Here is a 22,882-nt window from a genome sequence, read left to right as displayed (position 1 = left end):
ACCGCGGCGACGCGGCGGTGACGAAAAACGAGAGACGACCCCGGTCAGTCCCGGAGTTCGCGTAGCTTCTCGCGACCAGGCGCGATCAGTTCGTCGAGGTAGGTCGCCAGCGTCCCCTTCGCGTCGGCGGGGTGGAGTTCGCCGGACTCGAGATCGGCTGCCAGCGACTCGTAGCCCTCGTAGGTCAGGTCGCCGCCGTACTCTTCGGGGCGTTCGACCACGACCTCGTCGAAGCGGGGGAAGACGTGGTACTCGAAGAGTTCGAGGACCGGGTTCTCGCGCTCGTTGCCCTCGTCGTCGGGCTCCGGATCCCGCGTTGGGGGACAGTACGCCGAATTGACCTTCTCTTCTACGTCCGCGGTCGAGTCCTCCATCGAGATCGTGGTCCCCTCGCTCGAGGACATCTTCCCCTCGCCGGTCGTGAGGTCGGCGAGGATGGGGGTGTGGATCGCCGGGCGGACCTCGTAGTCCAGTTCCGGCAGTTTCTCGCGGGCGAGCATGTGGACCTTCCGCTGGTCGAGCCCGCCAACCGCCAGGTCGAGGTCGAGGTACTCGATGTCGAGCGTCTGCATCAGCGGGTAGACCAGGTGGCTTACCTTGGCCGTCTCGTCGCCCTGAATCTCGGCCATCGCGCGCTGGGCTCGGTTCATCGTCGTCGCCTGCTCAAGGGTGTGGAGATCGCGGGTGTACGCCTCGTCGAACTGGAACGTCGAACCGTAGACGAACTCGGTCCGCTCCTCGTCGAGGCCGTACGCGAGGAACTGGGCCTTCATCCGCTCGGCAGTCGCCCGGATCTCCTCGAGCGACCCCTTCTCGTTGAGGTAGGCGTGGGCGTCCGCCAGCAGGATCACGACCTCCATGCCGGCTTCCTGGAGGTCGATGAGCTTGTTCGCGGTCAGGAGATGCCCCAGATGGAGGACGCCGGAGGGTTCGTAGCCGACGTAGGCCCGCTTGCCCTCGGGATCCTCCGTGAGGTCCCGGACCTCCTCGTCGGTGACGACCTCCTCGGCGTTTCGCGTGAGTAACTCGTAGGCGTCCATGTACGGAGGGAACCGGAGGAGGAATTTATACCTCCTGATACGGTCTACTGTCAGTCATTGCCGGTGGGACCGCGACTACCCTGCGGTCCCACCGAGAAATCGGGACACAACCCGTATGAAAGGCGCTCGAGTCGATGCGCCGAACCCGAACGGCGGTTCCGATCGGCGGGTTCAGGACCGACTCGAGCGATGGTGTCGGTCGACCACTGAGTCGCGACCGTGCGGTCAGAGATCGCCCGACCGGATCCGCTTCTCGGCGTCCTCGAGCGCGCGCTCGCGGTCGAAGTCCGCGATAATCGCACGGAGGGTAGCCTCATCGGCGTCGGCCAACTCACGCGCGTGATCGGTCATGTTCGGTACCGCGCGGATGATGTTGTCGACGATCGGGACGTCGGCCACCTGCGGTGATCGCGAGAGGGGGTTGAGATCGATGACGATCTCGGTCTTGTCCATCTCGTCTAAGGCTTCCGCGCGATCGCCGTCCTCGAGGGGAACCAGCACCACGTCAGCCGCGTAGATCCCGTCGGCGTCGACCTTCGCCCGCTGGTGATCGAGGTTCGGGATCCGCGCGTCGGCCTCGAGCCCTTTCACGTCGTCCGCGCCGTGGTCGCGGAGGTGGTCGGCGATGGCCTCGATGCGCTCGGGCGTCCGGTTGAAGAGGTTGACCTCGAGGTCGGCACCGGTTGCGTCGGCGAGTTCAGCCATCTCGCCAGGGACCAGCGCCGCGACGTTGCCGTTGATCGAGAGGACGGGACGGTCGGCCAGCAGGAGGTGTGCCGCGGCCGCCCGTTCGGCCGCGTCGGCGCTGGGAATCGTCTCCTCGCCGAGCAGATAGTCGAAGGCGCTGCCCCGCCCCTCCGCGTGCATCCCCTGGAGGTGGGTGATCCCCTTCTCGACGCCCCGCTCGATGCGGTGACGAGTGAGCAGATCCTGGTATCTGGGGTGGTCTGCCGGGATCTCCTCCTCGTCTTCGACGTCGGCGGAGACGCTGTCGTAATCGGTCACGATCGATCACTGGGTTCGATCGATAAAAAACGGCCCGATCGCCCGCCGAGTCGACTCGAGCGAGCGCCGCGTTCCCGCGGCGAAACGGACAGGTCAGTAGTCGGTGCGAGCCGCTGGCGCCGTCACTCGGTGAAGGTGATCCAGCCGTCGGGGGCCTGTGCCTTCACGTCGTTCATCGCCTCGCGGGCCTCGGTGCGGTTCTCGTAGGTCTGGGTACTCTCGGCCATCGTCGCGCCGTACTCGTCGATCAGCTGCCAGACCCAGCCGTCCTCTGCGGTGTGGAGTTCGAACGAGACGCTGTCGATCTCGAGGATGCTCGCCGACTCGATCAGGCCGCGGACGTCCGCGAGGGCGTCGCGGGCGTCGTCGGCCGTCTCGTGGGTCTCGGAGCCGGTCGCGACGGTGCGGCCGTCCTCGTCGATGAGCCGCCACTGCCAGCGGTCCTCCTCGTCGGCGACGAGTTCGAAGGAGGCGACGTCGAAGTCGACGCGGCCGGCCATCGGCGCGAGCTGGCGGACCTCCTCGATCGCCTCGAGCAGGGCCTCTCGATCGGGTTCGGAGTCGACGGCCTCGGCGATAACGGTCCGCTCGGCGTCGACGAGTTCCCACGACCAGCCGTCCGCGTCGTCGACGCGGATCGCCGCGTCCTCGATCGCAAAGATCGGCGCGTCGGGCGCGTGTCGCTTGAGGTCCTCGACGCCGTCCATCGCCGCCTCGCGGTCGCCGTAGGAGACGGTCGCGTCGGCGATCTCCTCGCGGTCGCGATCGAGCAGCCGGAAGCGCCACTCGTCGGTGCCATAGAGCTGGACCGAGACGTCGCCGATCGTGTGCCGACGGGCCGACACCGCCGCCGTCCGGACGTCCTCGAGACTGTCGACCAGTTCATCACGGGTCGGGTGTGCCTCGCCGTCGACGGCGACCGTTTCGCCCGACGGCAGGACGAACCGCCAGTGCCAGTCCTCGGTCGCGTACGGCTGGAAGATCGCCCGATCCATCGTCCGCACGTCCGAGTCGAGATGCTCGAGCAGGCGATTCATCGCCTGGCGGGCGGCTCCGCGGGTCGGGTGGGTCGCGGGGTCCTCGGCGACGAGTTTACCGGCCTCGTCGATGAGCCGCCAGCCCCACTCGTCGTCCTCGTTGACGAAGAGTTCGAACGCCGCGGTCTCGATCTCGAGCAGTTCGGCCTCGGGGGCCTGCTCTTTCAGCGTCATCATCGCCTCGGCTGCCTCGCCGCGGGAGGTGTGTTCAGCGCCGCTGTCGGCCAGGACGTTGCCGTCCTCGTCGATGAGCCGCCAGCGCCACTCGCCGGAGTCGGCCTCGTAGACCTGGAAGGCGGCGTTCTCGAACTCGATGAGTTCCGCCTCGCTGGCCTGCTGGCGGACCCGCTCGATGGCGTCGGTCGCCGACTCGGCGTCGGGATGTGGTTCGGTACTCGCGGCGACGACGTCGCGGTCGTCGGTGACGAGCCGCCAGTGCCACGGGCTCGCATCCTCGGCGTCGGGGGCGTCGACGGCCGTCCCGCCGTCGGCCGCCGGTTCGGGCTCCTCGATTGCCGCGGGGAGGTCGTCGTCGGGCGTCGAGACGGCGCTGCCGGTGTCGACGTCTGCGGCCGGATAGACCTCGTACTCCGCGTCGTCGATCTCGACGACGTCGGCGTCGGCAGCGTTGTCGCCGAACCGCTCGGTCCACGTATCGACCGCGAGACGGTCGTCGGTCCCCTCGGGGCTTCGCGCGACTACGTGTTCGGTCTCGTCGACGAGCCGGTAGCGCCACTCTTGCCCGGACTCGTAGCATTCGTAGGTCGGCTCGCCGGCCACGGTGACCGACGCCGACTCGAGTTCGGGCAAGAGTGCCTCGGCCGCCTCCTCGGCGTCGCGCCGGGAATCGAAGGCGTCGGTACTGGTCGCGAGGACGTCGTCGGCGGCGTCGACGATCCGCCAGCTCCAGCCGTCGGCCCGCTCGCGGAGTTCGACGCCGACGTTCTCGACGTCGAGGACCCGCGCCCGATCGAACCGTTCGGCGAAGGTGTGGGCGGCCTCTTCGGCCCGTTCCTGGGTCGAGTGGCCCGTCTCGCTCGAGGCCAGCGGCACGCGGTCGTCGTCGACCAGTTGCCAGTACCACTTGTCGCGGCGCTCCTCGTAGGTAAAGGCCGCCCCCTCGATCTCGATTACGTCGGCGTCCGGCCCCTCGTCTTTGAGGAAGCTCACCGACTCTTCGGCCCCGTCGCGCTCGTCGAACTCGCCGGCACAGGCACCGACGATCGAGCCGTCGTCGCGCGCGAGCGTCCACTGCCAGGTGCCGTCGCGGTCCTCGTAGAGCCGGAACGCGGAGGTCGTCAGCTCCATCAGCCCCGCGGAGCTGATCTGGGATTTCACCCGCTCGATCCCCTCCGTGGCCTCCGGCCGCGTCACCGCACTCTCCGTACTCTGGGCCAGGGCCTCGAGGTGGAGGACGTGCCACTGCCAGTCGCCGTTGTCGTCACGGAAGGCGGCGAATTGGGCGCTTTCCATCGCGTCGCCGGTGAGGATCGGCGGGTCCTCGGTCTGGCCTTCCTCTTCGACGAACATGCCGCGTTGGCCGGTCAGAATAGGGACGAGGGCCGTCACCCCCGCGATGATGCCGATCCCCAACGTGTAGACGGAGATCACCTCGACGCTGTAGTCGACGCCCAGTTCCCGCCAGTTGTTCGGATACGCCCACCCGAAGAAGCCGACGCCCGCAAACGAGACGAGCAGACCGACGAAACTCGCCTGGATTCCCCGTTTCCGCACCGGTAACATCAGTACGATCCCGAACAGACAGAGCGCGAGTCCGGTCGCAGCGGTGATCCCGGAGGCCCTGATCAGCGTGTACGGCTCCCCCTCGCCTGCGTACCCGACGACGAACGTCGCCACGCCCGCGGCCCCGATGACGTAGCCGACGATGAACAGCCAGTAGCCGTAGACGTCCTTGCTCGAGTCGGGTTCCCCGACGTAGTGTTCGTACAACTGAAACAGGTTTTGGTGAATGTCAGTGCGTGAAGCCATTTCGAAACTTGGCCCGATAACTCGAACGTACCATAATAAATTTTTGGCCAATGTTTTCGGTTCTGGTATTTCCAGCGCCCCGCTCTCTCACCGAAACCCGGCGGTCGATTTCCGCCGTCGAATATCCGTTCTCGAAACGACGGGATGGCAGTAACCGGTCCGAGACGAACCCTCTGTATTACCTTTGTGAAAAATAGCAGTGGAACGAACGGCGACTCGAGCGGGCCATCGGCGGCTCATCGCGGAAAGCGAGACGCATCCGGTTCGCCGTCCTGCGGTTTCTCGATATATCTATATGGCAGCTGATACGAGTGTGGCGTACTTAAACGCGACGGGCCCCGGATCTGTCGCGTGGCACCGGCGCTTGTCGACGGCGCGTGAACGCGCTCGTCTCTCGTGGACACGACAGTCACCGAAAAGTGGCAACAATCGACCGATATCGGGACCCGCTCACTTCAGAACCGCACCGGCGGGGTGGGTCGCACAGACCGAGGGCTCGTAACCGGCATCGGAGAGGCCGGTCCCGAGCGCGAAGACCGTTTCGCCGAGCATCGCCATCGAGGCCTGCCCGTCGGCGTCCGACACCTCGGCGATCGTTTCGCGGACCCGATCGGTCAGCAACTCGGCGTCGCGGGCAAACAGCCGTGAAGCGTACATGAACGACAGCAGCGTCGGTTCCTCGACGACGCGGGAGAGCGCCTCCTGCCCGGCCGCGGTCAACTGTTCGGTATCGCCCGAGAGAACGTCGGCCGTCGACAGCTCCCCGAATGTGACGTACTCGACGCGCGCCCGGGCGGGGACGGCGTCGAGTTTGTTGTCCTGTGGCCCGCCCGGCTCGAGGCGGATCGGGACGCCGCCGTGGGCCTGTGCGACGACGTCACCCAGCCCCGTCCCGGCCTGCACCTCGGCCCCGTGTGCGATCGTGACGAGTTCGTTCATCGAGAGCTTGCAGCCGAACACGCGGTTCGCGGCCAGGGCCGTTCCGAGCGCCATCGCCCCCGAGACGCCGAACCCGGACCCGATCGGCAGCTCCGAGGTCGCGTCGATCCGAGCGCTCACGTCGAGCGTCTCGAGGACGGTCTCGACCGGTTCGATCTCGATCTCGACATCGTCGAGGAAGACCGTCGTCTCTGCCGCTCGTTCGACCGTCACCTCGACACCGTCCGTAAGCGTCAGTCCCGCGCCCCGTGAGCCCGCCTTCGTCGGGTCGTCGTCCGGGTGGGCGCTGAAAAAGCCCGTAACGTGGCCGGGAACGAACGCCGTCGCCTCCTCACGCATTACGCCCCCGCTTTCTGCCCGAACGATATAACCTTGCAGGTTCGCGCCCGCACGCGCCGTATTCCAATCGGTCCATCGCTCTCCCTACGAGTTCCATTGAAAGTCATTGCATAGCCGCCGTTCGAACGGTGTGGAAACCGGTTCAGTAGTATGGCCTGGCCGACTCGAGGCGAGGGCTGTGCCCGCCCTCGAGCGAGTCAGGCTATCGGGCCCGGGCGGTGGTATCGATCGTCCGCGGAGATAGTCGTCTGTCTACCCGGTTTTGAATACGCTCTGTATGGAGAAGAAAACTACAATCATCGGTTCGTCGAAGGATCGGTCCGCATGCCAAATAATGACATGTCCAATGACGTTCCAGCTGCGACCGACCGACGGACCCTCCTGAAGGCCACCAGCACGACGTTGATCGGCGGTGCGGGACTGACCGCCGCCTCCGGCTCGGCGTCCGCGCAGTCCCTCGGCCCGGACACGATCGAGGTCGACGACGGCTGGTTCGGCTGGAGCGCCGACGACGACCTGCCGGTCACGGACGAACTGCTGGTGTTCATTCACGGCTGGTTCGGCGATACCACCGTCTCGAGTCAGGCCACCAACGTCAGGGACTCGCTCGTTGCCGGCGGCTATACGCCCGACGAGACCGTCGCAATCGAGTGGCCCGCCACCACGCTCAACTACTTCGGTGCCGAAAGCGATACCGAGGACGTCGGCGAGGTCGTCGCCGGCCTCATCGAAGACTTTTCCGACGCCGGGGGCGGGAACGTCCGGCTGGTCGGTCACTCGCTGGGCGGCCGCTGTGTCTACTGGACCGCGACGAAGCTCTCGAGCGGCTACGAGATCGAGACCGTCGCCGGCCTTGGCACTGCCGCCGACGGCTCCGAGATCTGTGGCGATCCGTGGAACCCCGGTCTCAACAACGCGTGTGAAGTCCGGAACTATCACTCCCAGAACGACTCGACCGTCGGCTCTGCCTACGGTGGGTTCGGTGACACCGCACTCGGGACCGAAGGAGTCGGCTGTGATCCCGGCTCGAACTACACCGATGTCGACGTGACCGATAGCGTCGGCAGTCACCTCGCGTATCTCGGCGACGACGCCGTCGGTTCGGAGCTGGCAGCTGCCATCAACGGCGGCTCCTGTGACGACTAGTGGAGCTGGTACTCACGAGTCGTCGGCTGTGACGAAGTCGTGGCTCCGAGGCTACGGACCCGAGACCGTTCTCTCGCTCGAAGCGTGTTCCCGACACATCCAGCGTCACGTATCGGTACTGATCGGCGGGCGGTACCGATAGCGATCGTCTACAGCGTCGGGGAGACACGGGTCGTTCGTCACCCTGTTCTTGTCGCTCGACGAACAGCGACCTCGACTACGGCGAGAGTCGCTGTCGGTCCGGCGAGACTCACTCCGTTCGTCTCGCTGGCTCCCAACGTCTTCGTCCTACGGACTCAGACGTTGGCGATCATGCGGAACCGTGCTTCGCTTCCGCTTCGGGTTCCGCTTGCTCTCAGGTTTGTCGCCTACGGCGACAAACGCTGACGATCTCGAGGAAACCGACTCGCGCTACGCGCTCGTGGTTTCCACGCGCTCCCAGAGACGTCGTCCTACGGACTCAGTCTCTGGCGATCACGCGGGAACAGCACCGCTTCCCGGATGTTGTCCAGCCCGAGGATCGTCATGAGCAGGCGCTCGCCGCCGAGGCCGAAGCCGGCGTGGGGCGGCATGCCGTACTTGAACATCTTGGTGTAGTACTCGAACTGGTCGGGGTCGAGCCCCTGCTGTTCGAAGCCCTCGATGAGCTTCTCGTGGCGGTGTTCGCGCTGACCGCCCGAGACCAGTTCCATCCGCGGGTGCATGAGGTCGAAGCCGGTCGACAGTTCGGAATCGTCGTCGTGGTCCTTGATGTAGAACGGCTTGATCTCGCTGGGCCAATCGGTGATGAAGTAGTGGCCGCCGACGTCCTGCCCGAGGGCCTCCTCGGCCGGCGTCGAGAGGTCGTCGCCCCAGACGAGCTGCTCGTCGAGTTCGCCCGTGGCGTTGATGCGCTCGAGGGCGTCCTCGTAGCTGATACGCGGGAAGTCGCCCTCGGGAACCGCGAAGTCCTCGGCGAGGTCGAGTTCCTCGAGCTGGTCGCCGAAGTTCTCCTGGACGGACTCGTAGGCGGCTTTGACGATGCCCTCGGCGACGTCCATGGCGTCGGTATGGTCACAGAACGCGCCCTCGAAGTCGATCGAGGTAGCCTCGTTCAGGTGCCGCGGCGTGTTGTGTTCCTCCGCGCGGAAGATCGGGCCGATCTCGAAGACCCGCTCGACGTTCGAGCCCGCGACCAGCTGCTTGAACAGCTGTGGCGACTGGTTCATGAAGGCCTCCTCGCCGAAGTAGGTGATCGGGAACAGTTCCGTCCCGCCCTCGGTCCCCGTCGCGACGATCTTCGGCGTGTTGATCTCCGTACAATCGTAGTCGCGGAACTGGTCACGGACCGCACGCAGCACGTCCGAACGGATCTCGAAGACCGTCTGGACCTCCTCCTTGCGAAGGTCGAGGGTGCGGTTGTCCAGTCGGGTCGAGAGGTCGGCGTCGACCTTCTCCGAGGGGTCGAGCGGCAGTTCGGGGTCGGCGGGGGCGACGACCTCGAGCGACTCGGGCGTGACCTCGACGCCCGTCGGCGCGCGGGGCTCTTCCTCGACGTCGCCGGAGACCTTGATGACGCTCTCGCGGGAGACGTCGAGTCCCGTCTCGACTAACTCCTCGTCCATCTCGTCTTTCTCGAACTTGATCTGGATCTTGCCCGAGCTGTCTCGGAGAATCAGGAACGCGATGCCCCCGAGGTCGCGGATCTCGTGGACCCAGCCGGCGACGGTGACGTGGTCGCCCGGCTCGGCGTCGGCCGTGTAGGTTCTGTCCTGCATACCACTCGATTCACGCAGGCGCAACTTAAGCCCAGCCGTTCGGATCGAGGGTAACGTTTTGCCGCATCGGAAACGATACGACCCGTATGGACGACCTCGAGCGACTCGCGACCGCGGTTCGGGACGCGGACACCGCCGTCGCCTTTACCGGTGCGGGCATCTCCGCGCCGTCGGGCGTGCCCACGTTCCGGGGTGACGACGGCGTCTGGGAACAGTTCGATCAGGGGCAGTTCGCGTACGGCCGGTTCCAGCGCGATCCCGAGGGGTTCTGGGCCGATCGAGTCGACCTCCAGCGAGCGATGTTCGACGGCGAGTTCGAGCCGAACGCCGCTCACGAGGCCGTGGCTGCGATGGGACGGGACGGCCACCTCGAGGCGGTCCTGACCCAGAACACGGACGGCCTCCACGGCGACGCCGCGGCGGCGGTCGACGAGGGGAACGACGCCGAAGCGGACGGCGGGTCCGGCGTGACGGCCGACGAGCCGACGGTCCTCGAGTTACACGGCAACTCCCAGCGGGTCCGCTGTACGGACTGTGGGAAACGCACGGACGGCGACCCGATCTTCGAGCGGGCGGCCGGCGGCGAGTTGCCGCCGACCTGCGACTGCGGCGGCGTGTTCAAACCCGACGTGGTCCTCTTCGGCGAGCAGTTGCCCGGTGCGGTCCTCCAGCGTTCCCGGTCGCTTGCGCGCGAAAGCGACGCCTTCCTCGCGATCGGCTCCTCGTTGGTCATCGAACCCGCCGCGTCGCTGCCCCGGCTTGCCGCCTCGACCGGCGGGACCGTCGGGATCGTCAACCTCGAGTCGACCCCGTGTGACGACGTCGCCGACGCGGTCGTCCGCGAGGACGTGACCGAGGCGCTCCCTCGCCTGCGGGAACTGATCGTCGAATAGTCCGGGATCGGGCGGACTCAGTCGACGACGTGGGACTCGACCAGCCGAGCCTGTCCGCGTCGCAGCCGTTCGCTGACCGCCTGATTCGAAATCTCGAGTTGGGAAGCGATCTCGGCTAAGTCCGTCTCGCGGGGGACCTCGAAGAAGCCGCGTTCGTGGGCCAGCGACAGTGCCTCCCGCTGGCGGTCCGTCAGCGTGGGGTCGCCGGCCCGTCGCGAGCGAGCGTCGGTCTCGGCGAGTCGGCGGAGTTCGACGGAGACGCCTTCGTCGACGAGAAAGTCGTGGTACCGGCCGAACGATGCCCGGTCGGGAAACCGCATCTCGACGTTCCAGCGACCGTCCGTGCCCCGGCACTCGAGCAACTCGCCGCCGGCCGCGACCCACTGGCGGTACGCCCCGACGACGTTCGTCTCGCTTCGCTGTAACCGGTAGAGGTCGCGGCCATCCCCGCCGGCGATCCTGTCGAACCGTGCGACCGTCGGGTCGGCGGCCAGCGCCCGCTCGAGCCAGTCGCGGTCCCGACAGCGGAGCCAGCAGAACGCGATCGGGCGGTCGGGGTCGAGGGCGTACTGGCGCTCGAGGTCGACCTCGAGCGAGGGGAGGGCGTCGAAGGTCGGCGCGAGGACCAGCGACGGCGACGACGCCTCGAAGGCGACGTGGAGACTCATGCGGGGTCGTCCACCGCGAAGCGATAAAACAGTTGAGGCTACTGTCGGGTTTACCAACCGGTCCGGTGTGTCGTTACGCGTCGTTGGCCGCGTCGACGGTCTCGCGGACCGCCTCGATCCCCTCGTCGTGTGCGAGGTCGCCGACGACGATAACGTCGGCGTACTGGGCCATCGAGTACGCGGAGTCGTAGTCGTGGATGCCGCCCCCGTAGAACAGCGTCGACTCGTCGGTCGCCTCGCCGGCGGCCTGGACGACGCCCTCGTCGCCGAGGGTGCCCGAGTACTCGACGTAGACGATCTCCTGGCCGAACATGTGTTCCGCGACGGTCGCGTAGGCAGCGACGTCGTCGGCACCCAGGTCGCAGTTGGCCTCGGTCAGCTCCGCGACGTCGGCCTCGGGGTTCATCACGATGTAGGCCTCCGTCGTCGTCCGCTCCCAATCGAGTTCGCCCTCGAGGCGGACCCACTCTTTGTGGGCTTCGGTGATCCAAAACGGCGAGCCGGCGTTGAACACAGTCGGAATGAGATAGCCGTCCAGCGCGTCGTCCTCGAGGACGACTTCGGGGTTGGACGGCTCCTGATAGAGAGCAACGTCGTGTTCGGCACAGGCCTCGATGACGGCGCTCATGTTCTCTTCAGTGATACCCATGGTCCCGCCGACCTCGATGGCGTCCGTTCCGGTCGCACAGAGGTCACCGTAGGTCACGCCCTCGGGCAGCTCCTTGTCCGGATCGAGCTTGAGAACGTGGTTCCAATCGTCCCAGGGGGCAGTCATACCGCGTCGTTTCCCGACAACCAGCAAAAACGCTACGGAACGACCCCGTCGCGAGGGACGCGGTCACACGGTGGGGGCAGTGGCCCGGCCGGCTCGAGTGCGTCGTTGGTCGACTCGAGCGCGCCGCGGCCCTCGGGCGCGATCGGGTCCACCTCCGGGTCGCGAACGGGCTGATTCCGTCGCGACGATCGAGCCGTGATCGGCAGCAAGCGGGTCGAGCGAGGCCGATCCGGCCTACAGCTGTTCAGCGCTGACGGCCCGCATCGAGCTGTCGTTCTCGACCTCCCAGATCCGCAGCACCAGGTGTGCCTTACAGTAGTATTCGGCGGTCTCGAGGCCAGTCTCACCGTTCTCGAGGACGAGCTGGCACGTGACCCCGTTCGAACACTCTGGTGAATGTTCACACATTTGAACTCGGTTCGTCTACTCGTCTCGGAGTCAAGGCTCTGTCGGTGAAAGCGTTCGGTTCGCCGTGCCCAACTGGGCGCCCGATAGCGGTTATACCGGCTGTATTCGGCGGTATTACTCGGTACTGGGTGCTGTCTAAATGCCCTGTCCCATCAGGTGACTGCGCAACACGTCGGCTTCCTTGTTGCCCGCGCCCGTCGAGACGATCACGACCGTCTCGTCGCCGTCGAACGCACCGCGGTCGGCGAGTTCCCACGCGCCGCTGGCAGCCGCCGCCGCGCTCGGGGTCGGCTCGAGGCCGGTCGTCTGGGCCACCCGCACGGCCGCCTCGAGGATGTCGGGGTCGTCGGTCGCGACCGCGTCGCCGTCGGTCTCACGCAGCGCCTCGAGGACCCACGAGCCGGCCGGCGGGTCCGGAATCTCGAGTTCGCCACAGATGGTGTCGGGGCGCTCGACGGGGTCGAGGTCGTCACGGCCGTCGGCGACGGCGTCCGCGATCGGGGCACAGCCCGACGCCTGCGCGGCGTAGAGTGTGGGCATCTCGTCGATCAGTCCCAGTTCCTCGAACTCGCGGGCGGCCTTGGCGAGGCCGACGATCCCCGTCCCGATCCCCGTCGGATAACAGATCGCGTCCGGAACCGTCCACTCGAGGTCTTCGACGAGTTCGTAGAACAGCGTCTTGATCCCCTCGTGGCGATAGGGCGTCTCGAAGGCTCGCAGCGAGTACCAGTCGTCGTGTTCGGCGAGCGCCTCCTCGTACGCGCCGACGGCGTCGCCGTAGCGACCGCCGACCACGTTCATGTCGCCGCCGTGAACGTTGACCATCGCCTTGTTCGTAAAGCCCGAGCGCGAGGGGAGGTAGGCGTGGGACTCGAGGCCGGCCCGGCCCGCGTAGGCCGCCGCGGCCTGACCGCCGTTGCCCGTCGACGGGAGCGCGACGTCGTCGGCGTCGCTCCGGGTCGCGGCCGTGACCGCAAGCGACGCGCCGCGGTCGCGGACCGAGCCCGTCGGGTTCCGTCCCTCGTCTTTGAGCAGGACTTGCTCGACGCCGAGTTCGTCGGCCAGGTCGGGACAGTCGACCAGCGGCGTCGCGCCCTCCCGGGTCGTGACCGCCGTCTCGCGGGCAAACGGCAGCAGTTCGGCGTAGCGCCACTGCGAGTCGGCCGGCCGACCCTCGAGCGTCTCGCGATCGAGGTCGATCGCGTCGTAGTCGTAGCGCGGGTCGAGCGGACCGTCACACTCGGGACATCGGTGGGCCTCGGCGGTGGCCTCGATGACGGTCCCGCAGTCGACGCACTCGAGCCCCGCGACGGCGTCAGTCGTCTCCATACGCGATCCTTCGGGGCGGCGAACTAAGGGTTGTCCATCGGCGTCGCGCGTCCCGGCATCGGCGACGACGCCGGGGCTGTCGGATCGGAAGACGAGAGGAAACGACGAAAGAGAGACCGGTCAGTTGTCGCCGGACTTCGACTGCCACTCGTAATCGCGGCGCTTCGATGACTTGCCGAAGCCACACGACGAGCAGACCTTCTTTTTGGTGTGGTAGGACTTCTCTCCGCAGCGACGACACTTGGTGTGGGTCGTCTTATTCTTCTTTCCTTGGCTCGGGGTTCCTGCACCAGTCATGGAGTAATCGAGACGACGTTGTCGCCGCGTATAATGGTTGTGTCTTCGGCCGGAGCCTCCTGATCGACGCCCTCGACGGGGATCGTCACGTCCTCGAGGACGAGGTTCATGTGCTGGTCGTACCCGGAGAGATCGCCGACGTACTCGTCGCCGCTCTTGAGTCGTACCGTGACGCGTTCGCCGAGCGACGCCTCGAGGACGTCCAGCGGTCGTCCACTCATACGCAACACGGCTGGTGATGGACACTTAATCGTACCGGTCCCGGCTCCGACGAGGGCCGTTCAGCGGCGAATAACACGATGTTTCCCACCCGGTCTTGCGGATCCCGCGGCTGTTACTGATAGCAAGCTGACTGGTGTCGGGACGGTCGGCAACGCGCTCTCACCGGTCCGCCGATTCCGCGGCGGCGTGTTTCAGGAACTGTGGCGTCGAGACCGCATCGAAGACGGCGAGCGCCAGAACGAGCAGTCGCGTCGTTCCGTCCAGAAACAGCACCGCGATGGCGGCGATGAGGGCACCGCTGGCGAGGCCCACTCCCCAGCGGGTGGTGGGATCGTGCAGGTTCATACGCGAACTAGTGTTTCGTTCCGGTATAAAGCGGTTGTAGTTTATCAATTAGGGAACCATGAACCGCGAACGGTCGGGTCCGGGACTCGAGGGGTAGCCGGCCCGTACGCTACTGCTACCCCATACCTAACCAAACGGCTAAGTGTGTACTCGTGGACCGTCCGCTCATGGGAGATAAAAAGTTCACCCTCGTAGAGTTGCACATCGACACCCCCCAGATCGGCCTCGGCTCGGTCGGCGAAGCACTGCCGATCGGATCCACGGAATCGGCGTCCGAAGCCGACCTCGAGACTGAATCCGACGAAAGCGACGAGGAGTCCGGTGGGAGCGGGAAAAGTGCCGTCGGCGCGCTGGTCGCACTGGTCGTTCTGGTCGGTATCGCCGCGGCCGCCAAGAAGTTCCGCGGCGACGACGAGGAGTCCGACCTCGAGGCCGACGAGGAACCCGACGTCATCGTCAACTGATCGCCACCTGACTGATCGCCGGCCGGCGTCGGACCGACCGGCGGTGAATCGGCTCCACTGAGCCGAACGCTTTTGCGGGTCCTTCCCCTATTTGGGGTCGTGAATCTCTATCGTAGCGCCCGGGCAGTCGCCGGGGCATCCGGTGACGACGCGATCGACTGGCGATCCGCCGCGGAGGCCGCCAAGGCCGCGACCGACCCCGGCTCGCTCGCGCTCGAGACCGGCGAACGCGAGGCCTACGCCCACGACGTGCGAGACGCCAGGGCGGCCGTCCGCGCCGTCTCCGGGGCCGAATTCGACGTCCCCGAGACGATCGAGATCCAGAACCGCCACCACTGGATCGACGCCAACGTCGCCACCTTCGAACGGGTCATGGGCGCCCTCGAGACCCACACCGGTACGTTCCCTGGGATCGCGCGGACGATCAACACGGGGACGATGACGGTCATGCTCTCCTTTCTCGGGCGGAACGTCCTCGGTCAGTACGATCCGCTGTTGCTCGCCGACGCCCCGACCGACGACCACGCGCTGTATTTCGTCCGACCGAACATCCTCAACGCGGCCGACCAACTCGACGTCGACGCCGATCGATTCCGCCGCTGGATCGCCTTCCACGAGGTGACCCACGCCGCCGAGTTCGGGGCCGCGCCGTGGCTCTCGGACCACCTCGAGACCCGCATGGAAGACGGGATCGCCAACCTCTCGGAGGGATCGTTCGACCGCGAGGCGTTCCGTGATCTCGACGCCGCCATGACCGTCGTCGAGGGGTACGCCGAACTCCTGATGGACCACGCCTTCGACGACGAGTACGAGGACCTGCGGCGAAAACTCGACGAGCGCCGGCAGGGCCGGGGCCCGATCCAGAAGGTCTTCCGGCGGCTGCTCGGCCTGGGGCTGAAAGAGCGCCAGTACGAACGCGGCAAGGACTTCTTCGAACACGTCGTCGCGGTCCGGGACCTCGAGACGGCCAGTCTCGTCTGGGAGGGGCCGGAGTACCTGCCGAGCCACGACGAACTCGACGCGCCGGGGACGTGGCTCCGGCGCGTCGACCGCTGACCCGAATCTCCCGTTTTCCCTCGCGTGGTGGTCGCCCGGACGCGTTCAGCCGGTCGTGATCCAGATCAGGTACCAGAGCAACGCGCTCCCGGCGACGATGCCACCGAGGATCGCCGCGACGATCACGACCGGCGACGCCTCGCCCTGAAACGCGACCAGCCCGCCGGATAGGCCGACCAGCAACACGAAAGCGACCTTGAGCTGGGTGGCTGCGTCCGAGACGCCGCTCGAGCCTGACGGCTCCCGACCCCGCCCGCTCATAGCTCGTGGGGGGCGCTGACGTGCATGAGCGCGAACTGCCAGTCGGGCGCGCTCGAGTCGCCTGCGGGAACCAGCGTCCCGCTCCAGCGGCTGTCGAATCGGCGTCGGTCGCCGCCCTCCGTGTCGGTCCAGGCCATCGTCACCTCGTCGGCGAAGGTCGCGACCGCCTCGCGCCGATCGACGACGAGGCGGCGGCTCTCGATCGTCCAGTCGGCGGTCGTTTCGGTCTGTTCCCCGAGGGCCGAACGGATAACCTCGCCGCCGAACAGCGACTCGCTGATGCCGAACTTCACCGTCGACTCGTCGGCGAGGAAGTACGGCTCGAGGGGGTCGCCGTTCCGGAGCGTGTCGTAGTAGTCGCGGACGACGGCCTCGGGGCTCGCGGTCGCTGACATGGCTGTATCCTCGACGGCCGTTTTCAAAGAGCCATCGGACGCGGATGCGGGAGCGGTCTCGAACGAGGGAAAGTGTTTTGCATACGCATACGTATTCCCATACATGGGAGACACGTCGATCCGCGTTTCGGACGAAGCGAAAGACCGACTGGATCTCCATAAGCGTGAGGACGAAAGCTACGAGGACGTGATTCTACGACTCACGGAAGGCGACAAGTGGGCCGGGTTCGGCGTCCTTTCGGAAACGGACACGGAAACGCGGGCGGGGCTGGAGACGATGCGAGAAGAGTTGCGGGCGGGAACGAGGGACCGAATCGAGGAATCAAAGTAGATGCTCGTACTTGATAACAATCTTCTCAGCGATTATCTCGACGGAACCGACGACGCTCGTCGCTTCCTGCAGCGGTACGAACAGGAGGCGTGGGGAGTGCCGGCGATAGTCCTCTACGAGGCGTACATGGGTGCCGTACACGGCTACATCGACGGCACCCCGGACGCGATTCGACGGGCCGTCACGTCGTCGATGGACGTACTCGACGTGACCGCACGGACGGCCGACGAGGCCGCATCGTTGCAGAGCGAATTGCTGGATCGAGGCGTCCCGGCGGACCACCCGGACGCGCTCATCGCGGCGATCGCTCGCGAACACGGAGCGACGTTCGCGACCGCCGAGAAACACTTCTGGGACGACGAGGTGCAGCCGGTCCTCTCCGTCGCGGAATACGATCCGTACTGAACGCGAACGCCTCGACCGCGGTCCCGACCGCTACATGAAGCCGCGATCGACCTCGTCGGTCTCGATCAGGTCCTCGAGTTCGGCGTCGAGCAGTTCGTCGGCCTCCTCGAAGCGGTCGGCGAGGGCCGCGAGGTCGTCGGGTCGGTCGTACTGATCGTACTCCATCGGGCCGAACGCGGGACTCTCGAGCGCCTCCATCACGTCGTCGAACAGGTCCTGGGGTCGGGTCGGCGCGTCCGCGTGGGTTTCCAGCACCGTCTCGAGGCGCTTGCCGACCGTCTCGGCCTGCTCCTCGTCCTCGGGGGGTGACTGGACCGCAAAGCGGCCGCCCGACTCTCTCTCGGGCATGAACGACCCGATCTCGTCGTCGATGTTCCGGGCGACGCGGGTGCCGACACCCCGTACCTCGAATGGGTTTTTCGCGTACGTTTTCAGGAAGAAGACGCCGGCCCGGGGATGCGCGAGGTACATGTCTTCGCCGACGCCGCCGGCGCGGTCGCCGGCGACTGCGCGCCAGTCCTCCGGATCGACGTCGCGCTCCGTGACGTCCTCGAGTACGTCCTGCCACTCGCGTATCCGCATAGGCGAGGGTTGGATCGCCGGCAGAATGAACGTATCGGTTCCACCGAAAGACGCCGAGAACGGACTGTTACGCCCCGCAACGGACCGTTCCGGAACCGAAAGGAATACACTGGCCCCGCCGACAGAGACGGTAACCGACGCTTTCCCTATGTCCACTCGTCGCTCACCGTCGCTCGTCGATCTGTTCCGCGCTGCACCCGCCAAGAGTTCGCTGCTGACGATCGCCCCGCTGGCGCTGGCGCTGGGCCAGCTCTGGAACGGGTACGTCAACGGCGTCTCACCGATCGTCTCGGTCGGCTTCGCCGTCGTCATGGTCGCCTTTTCGGTCGTCGCGATGGGCCATCACGCCGCCGAACACCGGCTTCGCCGGCTCGAGGCCGACCCTTAGATCCCCGTGCCGGAGTCGGTCGCGACCGTTCGGGCCTCGCGGGCCTCGTAGGCGTTGTACCCCGCGAGCCCGGCGATCAAGAGCCCGGTCACGAGCGTACTCCAGAACAGCCCGCCGGTCATCCCGAGCAGGGCGGCCGAGACGATCAGCCAGATCCCGAGGAGGGCGACCAGCGAGGCGATGGCGGGGCTGAGCGGGATGTCGTTCGTCACCCGATAGTAGTTGTAGCCGGCAGCCAGCGCGACCGCGAGTCCGACGAGGACGTCGTTGGACGCGGGAGCGCCACCGCTCTGGAAGACCAGCACCGAGAGGGCGACCCACGCGCCGAGGACGGCGACCAGCAGACTGACGACCGAGGTCTTGCGCCGGCGCTCCTCGCTGGCGACTTGCGTCGACTCGTCTCGCGGGTCGCGGCCGCCGGGCCGCTCTCCGTCACCGACCCCGGTCCCCGAGTCGATGTCGGCCGACGCCGATTCCGGTCGGTTGATCGGGCCGTTGTCGGTCGGCGGCTCGTCGCCGGCCCCGGGCCCGTCGCCCCGCCGACGATCGTCGCCGTTCGGGTCACTCATAGTACCGGACGTTCGGGGCCTGATCGCAAAAACGGCCCGTCCGTTCCACTCGCGGCCGGCCGGGAACGAAACCCGGGAACGCCGGTAAGTGAATGTTATCGTGGGCATCGCGTCCCGCGAGCGGGGAAACGAGCCGGTCGCCACCGGGACCGATAGCGTTTTTGATCGCTCGCTCGTGACGATAGCTGTGTACGTACGCGGAACCGTCGCCGGCGAGGTCGACGTGCGAACGGTGTCGACGAGCTACGGCGAAAGCGATCTCGCGGAGGTCCCGGTCCGGCTCGCGACCGACGACAAGCCCACCGGCGACGCCACGCCGACGCGCAGCGACGGCGGCACGGCGGCCGTCGCGGACGGCCGCGAAACGACGGTGACGCTCTGGAACAAGTGGACCGAGTCGGCCGAGCTGCTCGAGCCGGGGATGGAACTGGTCGTGACGAACGCGAAAGAGGAGGAGTATCAGGGCGAGACCAAGTACGCGACGACGGGCGAGTCCTACGTCGTCGTCGAACCCTCCTTTCTCGTCAGCGTGACCTCGATCCGCAACTGGGTGGAGTGTCCCCGGCTCTACTACCTGAACAAGCTCTCCGGGGTGCCGCTGAACTACCCCGTGGTGAAAGGGACGCTCGTCCACGAGGTCTTCGGCGACCTGCTTCGCGGGCGCAACCTCGAGGAGTCGATCGACGCCCGCGTCGAGGAGCGAGGCCTCCAGTTGGGGCTGTTAGGCGAGACGCCCGACGCGGTCAAAGAGGAGATCCGGGAGAACGCCAAAGCGATCGAGGGCTGGCTCGAGCAGGGCCGGCTCACCGAGGAAGACAGTTGGCGCTCCGAGCAGTTGCTCATCAGCGAGACCTTCGGCATTCGAGGCCGGGCCGACGCCGTCCGCCGGGGCGTGCCGGTCGAACTCAAGACCGGCAAGAACCTCAAGAAGGAACCGCGGTTCAAGGACAAGGTGCAGGCTGCCTGCTACGCACTCCTGCTCGAGGAACACGGCGGCGACGTCGACACCGGCACGCTGCTCTACACGAAGAACTCGGCGCTCGATCGCAACGAGGAGACCGGCGACCTGACCCCCGCCAAGGAGTTCTCGATGGGCGACGGGCTACTGAAGTACGTCGTCCGCCTGCGCAACGAGATCGCGGCCAAAGAGATGGCCGGCGAGATCCCGACCGGCTACGAGGCCGACGCGAAATGCGAGTACTGCTTCGAACAGGACACCTGCATGGTCGTCTCCGGGCGGCTGGATCAGGAGTCGAAGGCCGGCCAGATCGGGCAGGCGCTGCCGGCCAAGGAACGCGAGTACTTCGATCGCTTCTACCGAGCGATCGAGGAGGAACGGCGCGAGGTCCACCGCGAGTACGCCAAGCTCTGGGAACAGACCGCGCAGGAACGGGCCGACGACGACCGCGCGCTGATCGACCTCGAGTTCGTCGCAAAACGGCCGCTCGAGGGCGGTCGCTGGGAGCTGCGGGCGCGCCGGACCGGCGGCGCGAACTCGAAGCTCCGGGAGGGCGATCTGGTGCTGGCCAGCGACGGGGACCCCGTTCGGGGCGACTCGGAACTCGCGCGGATCGAGCGACTCGACGACGAGGTCGTGATCACGGCGGACGAGCCGGTCGCGGTCACCCGGCTCGATGTCTACCCCTCCGAGCTGACGACCGACCGGCTGCTCGTCGCGATGCACGACGCGCTCCTGAAAGGCGACGAACGGCGCAAGGACGTCCTGTTCGGCCGCGCAGAGCCCGAGTTCGAAGCGATCGAGGAGACCTTCATCGACAACAACGAGCGCCAGAACGAGGCTGTTCGGAAAGCCGTCGGTGCCGAGGACTGCGCGCTGATCCACGGCCCGCCGGGGACCGGGAAGACCTACACCATCGCCCGGGCCATCCGCGCGATGGTCGAACGCGGCGAGCGCGTCCTGCTGTCGGCCTTCACGAATCGCGCCGTCGACAACGCTCTGGAGGCCCTACTCGAGCAACTCGAGGACGTCATCGACGAGGACAGCGTTGCGTCGGAGACGCAACGGAGTGGAGACGGCGAAGCCGTCGACGTCGTCCGCGTGGGGTCGGAGAGCGGGGTCAGCGACGAGATGGAGCCCTACCGCCTCGAACGGGCGGGCGAGCCCGCCGATCGGGTCGCCGAACTCGAGGACGCGCAGGTGGTGGCGGCGACGACCGCGACCTGCGGCTCGCGGATCATGAAAGAGCAGGCTTTCGATGCCGCACTGGTCGACGAGGCCGCCCAGCTGACCGAGCCCGGGACCTGCGCGGCGATCAACCTCGCCGAGCGGTTCGTGCTGGTGGGCGACCACGAGCAGCTGCCGCCCGTCGTGCGCGCCGAGAACGACCTCACCGAGTCGCTGTTCGAGCGCCTGGTCGAGCGCTACCCCGACGCCGGCGTCATGCTCGATCGCCAGTACCGGATGAACCAGCGCATTCAGGTCTTCGCCTCCACCGAGTTCTACGACGGACAGCTACGGCCGGCGACGCCCGAGGTCGCCGGACGAACGCTGGACGACCTCGAGGGCGTCTCCCGGGACGCCCTGCCCGAGACCCTGTCCGATCCCGTCTCGTTCGTCGACGTCGAAGGCGACCGGAGCCAGTATACCGACAGCGAGGAGGCCGCACGAATCGCCGACCTGATCGAGCGCTACGAGGCGGCTGGCCTCGACCGGTCGGAGATCGGCGTCATCGCCCCGTTCCGAGCACAGGTCTCGGAGATCTCGAGTACGGTCCCCGACGACGTCACCGTCGACACCGTCGACCGCTTCCAGGGCTCGAGCCAGGAGGTCATCATCGTCTCGTTCACTGCGACCGGCTCGCTCGAGGGGCCGATCTTCGAGGACTACCGGCGGATCAACGTCGCGCTGACACGGCCCAAGCGGGCGCTGGTGTTGGTCGGCGACTCGTCGGCGCTCGCGAGCGATCCGGTCTACGAGCGGATGCTCGAGTGGGCGCGGCAGTAACGGGCCCACCGGTAGTAAGTAGACTGACATTCTGCCCATGAGCTATAGGTATCGCTACTAACCACCTCGCCCGCGTCGATATAAACGCGGCAGCCCGGTGATTCAGATGACTCAGCGAGACACCGCCGCGGCGGGCGACTGCCCGGCGTTCGAGCGCGACGACGAGACGTATACCGCACGGTACGACTGGGACGATGCGGACACGCCATCGTCCTCGATCGTTCGGGCGGTTGCAGCCGTCAGAGGCACTGATCCGACGACCATGCAGCCGCTGTACGAGGCGGTCGAGACGACCGCCGTCGACCGGCTCTTCGATCGACGGCCGCGAGCGCGGCCGGAGCGACTCTCGCTCTCCTACGAGGGCTGTGTGGTCGCGGTCTATGGAGACGGACGGATCGTCGTCGCTCCGTCCGACTGATCGAACGGCCGGCGATCGACCGCGTCCTGGCGGTCAGTTGGCCTCGTCGTCGGCCCTGTCCTCGAAGGCCATCGCGAGGAGTTTGCGCTCGGCGGCGTGGATGTGTTGGGAGAACGTCGGCGACGCGATGCCGAGTTCGGCCGCGACGTCCTCGCCCGAACACTCGCGGGGCCAGTCGTAGTAGCCGGCTTCGAACGCGGCCTCGAGGACTTCCCGCTGGCGGTCGGTGAGTCGGGCGCGCAGTTCCTGCCGGAACGCGGTCCGGCTGAACGGCGTCGTGAGCGCGTCGGTCTCCCGCTTCGCGACGAACGTCGCTTCCGGCACGCGCTCGAGGAACACGTCCGTGATTTCACCGGCGTCGTCCCGCGGCGGTACTTCGGCGACGATCCGGCCGTCCCCGTCGCTGCCTCGAACCGTCCGCGGCAGCGCCCCCAGCTCGGCGAGTTCCACCGCGGGGCAGTCCCCGGCGACGAGGAACTCGAGCAGCGCGCCGCTTTCGTGTTCGCGGAGGGACCGAACGTCGGCGCTCTCGTGGTCGTCGGCGAGGTCCGCGACCCGGGACGGCTTGGCCTCGGCCACGGTGAAGAACTCGGCGTAGCACCCGTTCCCGCGGGGGATCATCTCCGCCAGTTCGACGCGACACTCGAGCTCGGCCGACGCCCGGACGAACGGATACGCGGGCGCAGTGATGTCGAACTCGATCTCCCGCACCCTCGGCGATCGCTCGCGGTGTCGTGTGTCGCACATACTGGGCCTCTATCCGGCCAAATGGGACCTGCTATCAAAGTGGTTCCGGCGGGTCCGGGGGTACCGATCGGCGACACCGGTCCGACGCGATCGCCGGCGCGAGGTCCACGAG

The 22,882-nt window shown here is 66.9% G+C and carries 26 protein-coding genes; 9 read left to right on the top strand and 17 right to left on the bottom strand.

Annotated features, from left to right (window positions below):
- Positions 1–44: 44 nt before the first annotated feature.
- The 4 genes from ACSBP4_RS05950 to ACSBP4_RS05935 all read right to left on the bottom strand — a co-directional run bounded on the left by ACSBP4_RS05950 (position 45) and on the right by ACSBP4_RS05935 (position 6,349).
- The gene (locus tag ACSBP4_RS05950) at positions 45–1,040 is read right to left on the bottom strand and encodes a tyrosine--tRNA ligase (protein WP_006649687.1); all 996 of its coding nucleotides are present in this window, start codon (positions 1,038–1,040) and stop codon (positions 45–47) included.
- A 225-nt stretch (positions 1,041–1,265) separates the two neighbouring features.
- Complete coding sequence (locus ACSBP4_RS05945; protein ID WP_049966116.1) at positions 1,266–2,045, bottom strand: 4-phosphopantoate--beta-alanine ligase; 780 nt, start codon at positions 2,043–2,045, stop codon at positions 1,266–1,268.
- Between the two features lie 122 nt (positions 2,046–2,167).
- Positions 2,168–5,071, bottom strand: coding sequence for a DUF1508 domain-containing protein (locus tag ACSBP4_RS05940; RefSeq protein ID WP_435551634.1), 2,904 nt, complete (start codon positions 5,069–5,071; stop codon positions 2,168–2,170).
- 450 nt (positions 5,072–5,521) lie between these two features.
- The gene (locus tag ACSBP4_RS05935; protein WP_049966114.1) at positions 5,522–6,349 is read right to left on the bottom strand and encodes a pantoate kinase; all 828 of its coding nucleotides are present in this window, start codon (positions 6,347–6,349) and stop codon (positions 5,522–5,524) included.
- Positions 6,350–6,673: 324 nt separating this feature from the next.
- On the opposite strand from ACSBP4_RS05935, the gene ACSBP4_RS05930 reads away from it, so the two are divergent.
- A complete protein-coding gene (locus ACSBP4_RS05930; RefSeq protein WP_435551633.1) occupies positions 6,674–7,495 on the top strand; it encodes an alpha/beta fold hydrolase in 822 nt (273 codons plus the stop codon).
- Positions 7,496–7,947: 452 nt separating this feature from the next.
- Here ACSBP4_RS05930 and aspS read toward each other — a convergent pair whose 3' ends face one another.
- The gene (gene aspS, locus ACSBP4_RS05925; protein ID WP_006649693.1) at positions 7,948–9,252 is read right to left on the bottom strand and encodes an aspartate--tRNA(Asn) ligase; all 1,305 of its coding nucleotides are present in this window, start codon (positions 9,250–9,252) and stop codon (positions 7,948–7,950) included.
- An 86-nt stretch (positions 9,253–9,338) separates the two neighbouring features.
- Between aspS and ACSBP4_RS05920 the strand changes: the two genes are divergently transcribed.
- On the top strand, positions 9,339–10,145 hold the full coding sequence (locus ACSBP4_RS05920) for an SIR2 family NAD-dependent protein deacylase (protein WP_435551632.1): 807 nt from the start codon (positions 9,339–9,341) through the stop codon (positions 10,143–10,145).
- A 17-nt stretch (positions 10,146–10,162) separates the two neighbouring features.
- Here the strand turns inward: ACSBP4_RS05920 and ACSBP4_RS05915 are convergent, their stop codons facing one another.
- From ACSBP4_RS05915 to ACSBP4_RS05885, 7 genes are all read right to left on the bottom strand, one after another.
- Positions 10,163–10,813 carry a helix-turn-helix domain-containing protein gene (locus ACSBP4_RS05915; protein WP_435551631.1) on the bottom strand — a complete coding sequence of 217 codons (651 nt, stop codon included), beginning with the start codon at positions 10,811–10,813 and terminating at the stop codon, positions 10,163–10,165.
- Positions 10,814–10,886: 73 nt separating this feature from the next.
- The gene (locus ACSBP4_RS05910) at positions 10,887–11,588 is read right to left on the bottom strand and encodes a phosphoglycerol geranylgeranyltransferase (RefSeq protein ID WP_006179938.1); all 702 of its coding nucleotides are present in this window, start codon (positions 11,586–11,588) and stop codon (positions 10,887–10,889) included.
- A gap of 234 nt (positions 11,589–11,822) precedes the next feature.
- Positions 11,823–11,996 carry a hypothetical protein gene (locus ACSBP4_RS05905; protein ID WP_006179939.1) on the bottom strand — a complete coding sequence of 58 codons (174 nt, stop codon included), beginning with the start codon at positions 11,994–11,996 and terminating at the stop codon, positions 11,823–11,825.
- Between the two features lie 135 nt (positions 11,997–12,131).
- Entirely contained in the window at positions 12,132–13,325 is a 1,194-nt protein-coding gene (locus ACSBP4_RS05900) for a threonine synthase (protein ID WP_049966110.1), read from the bottom strand.
- A 120-nt stretch (positions 13,326–13,445) separates the two neighbouring features.
- Positions 13,446–13,622: a 50S ribosomal protein L37e gene (locus tag ACSBP4_RS05895; RefSeq protein WP_006649697.1), complete on the bottom strand. Its 177-nt coding sequence runs from the start codon at positions 13,620–13,622 to the stop codon at positions 13,446–13,448.
- Positions 13,619–13,843, bottom strand: coding sequence for an LSM domain-containing protein (locus tag ACSBP4_RS05890; protein ID WP_006179942.1), 225 nt, complete (start codon positions 13,841–13,843; stop codon positions 13,619–13,621). The genes ACSBP4_RS05895 and ACSBP4_RS05890 overlap by 4 nt, the downstream gene beginning before the upstream one ends.
- A 160-nt stretch (positions 13,844–14,003) precedes the next feature.
- Positions 14,004–14,189 (bottom strand): hypothetical protein, encoded by a 186-nt coding sequence (locus ACSBP4_RS05885; protein ID WP_006649698.1) that lies wholly within the window; start codon positions 14,187–14,189, stop codon positions 14,004–14,006.
- Between the two features lie 167 nt (positions 14,190–14,356).
- Between ACSBP4_RS05885 and ACSBP4_RS05880 the strand changes: the two genes are divergently transcribed.
- Both ACSBP4_RS05880 and ACSBP4_RS05875 read left to right on the top strand, forming a co-directional pair.
- The gene (locus tag ACSBP4_RS05880) at positions 14,357–14,653 is read left to right on the top strand and encodes a hypothetical protein (protein ID WP_006649699.1); all 297 of its coding nucleotides are present in this window, start codon (positions 14,357–14,359) and stop codon (positions 14,651–14,653) included.
- A gap of 99 nt (positions 14,654–14,752) precedes the next feature.
- Positions 14,753–15,709 carry a zinc-dependent metalloprotease gene (locus tag ACSBP4_RS05875; RefSeq protein ID WP_435551630.1) on the top strand — a complete coding sequence of 319 codons (957 nt, stop codon included), beginning with the start codon at positions 14,753–14,755 and terminating at the stop codon, positions 15,707–15,709.
- Positions 15,710–15,754: 45 nt separating this feature from the next.
- Here ACSBP4_RS05875 and ACSBP4_RS05870 read toward each other — a convergent pair whose 3' ends face one another.
- Together ACSBP4_RS05870 and ACSBP4_RS05865 are read right to left on the bottom strand one after the other, a co-directional pair.
- A complete protein-coding gene (locus ACSBP4_RS05870; RefSeq protein ID WP_435551629.1) occupies positions 15,755–15,970 on the bottom strand; it encodes a hypothetical protein in 216 nt (71 codons plus the stop codon).
- Positions 15,967–16,365 (bottom strand): nuclear transport factor 2 family protein, encoded by a 399-nt coding sequence (locus ACSBP4_RS05865; RefSeq protein ID WP_435551628.1) that lies wholly within the window; start codon positions 16,363–16,365, stop codon positions 15,967–15,969. The genes ACSBP4_RS05870 and ACSBP4_RS05865 overlap by 4 nt, the downstream gene beginning before the upstream one ends.
- A gap of 103 nt (positions 16,366–16,468) precedes the next feature.
- On the opposite strand from ACSBP4_RS05865, the gene ACSBP4_RS05860 reads away from it, so the two are divergent.
- Positions 16,469–16,696, top strand: a complete 228-nt coding sequence (locus ACSBP4_RS05860) for a DUF7557 family protein (protein WP_006649703.1) — start codon at positions 16,469–16,471, stop codon at positions 16,694–16,696.
- Complete coding sequence (locus tag ACSBP4_RS05855) at positions 16,697–17,101, top strand: PIN domain-containing protein (RefSeq protein WP_435551627.1); 405 nt, start codon at positions 16,697–16,699, stop codon at positions 17,099–17,101.
- Positions 17,102–17,131: 30 nt separating this feature from the next.
- On the opposite strand, the gene ACSBP4_RS05850 is transcribed toward ACSBP4_RS05855, so the two are convergent.
- Positions 17,132–17,683, bottom strand: coding sequence for a hypothetical protein (locus ACSBP4_RS05850; protein ID WP_006649705.1), 552 nt, complete (start codon positions 17,681–17,683; stop codon positions 17,132–17,134).
- A gap of 148 nt (positions 17,684–17,831) precedes the next feature.
- On the opposite strand from ACSBP4_RS05850, the gene ACSBP4_RS05845 reads away from it, so the two are divergent.
- On the top strand, positions 17,832–18,071 hold the full coding sequence (locus tag ACSBP4_RS05845) for a hypothetical protein (RefSeq protein WP_006649706.1): 240 nt from the start codon (positions 17,832–17,834) through the stop codon (positions 18,069–18,071).
- Here the strand turns inward: ACSBP4_RS05845 and ACSBP4_RS05840 are convergent.
- Complete coding sequence (locus tag ACSBP4_RS05840; protein ID WP_435551626.1) at positions 18,068–18,640, bottom strand: SPW repeat domain-containing protein; 573 nt, start codon at positions 18,638–18,640, stop codon at positions 18,068–18,070. The genes ACSBP4_RS05845 and ACSBP4_RS05840 overlap by 4 nt on opposite strands.
- 187 nt (positions 18,641–18,827) lie before the next feature.
- On the opposite strand from ACSBP4_RS05840, the gene ACSBP4_RS05835 reads away from it, so the two are divergent.
- A complete protein-coding gene (locus tag ACSBP4_RS05835) occupies positions 18,828–21,605 on the top strand; it encodes an AAA domain-containing protein (RefSeq protein ID WP_435551625.1) in 2,778 nt (925 codons plus the stop codon).
- 106 nt (positions 21,606–21,711) lie between these two features.
- Complete coding sequence (locus tag ACSBP4_RS05830; RefSeq protein WP_006179958.1) at positions 21,712–22,023, top strand: HalOD1 output domain-containing protein; 312 nt, start codon at positions 21,712–21,714, stop codon at positions 22,021–22,023.
- 33 nt (positions 22,024–22,056) lie between these two features.
- On the opposite strand, the gene ACSBP4_RS05825 is transcribed toward ACSBP4_RS05830, so the two are convergent.
- Complete coding sequence (locus tag ACSBP4_RS05825; protein WP_435551624.1) at positions 22,057–22,770, bottom strand: bacterio-opsin activator domain-containing protein; 714 nt, start codon at positions 22,768–22,770, stop codon at positions 22,057–22,059.
- Positions 22,771–22,882: the final 112 nt, after the last annotated feature.

Source organism: Natrinema sp. CGMCC1.2065 (assembly GCF_051225675.1).
Taxonomy (GTDB): domain Archaea; phylum Halobacteriota; class Halobacteria; order Halobacteriales; family Natrialbaceae; genus Natrinema; species Natrinema thermotolerans.
The sequence above is the reverse complement of the archived record's forward strand: the minus strand, read 5'-3'. Positions and strand labels throughout refer to the sequence as shown.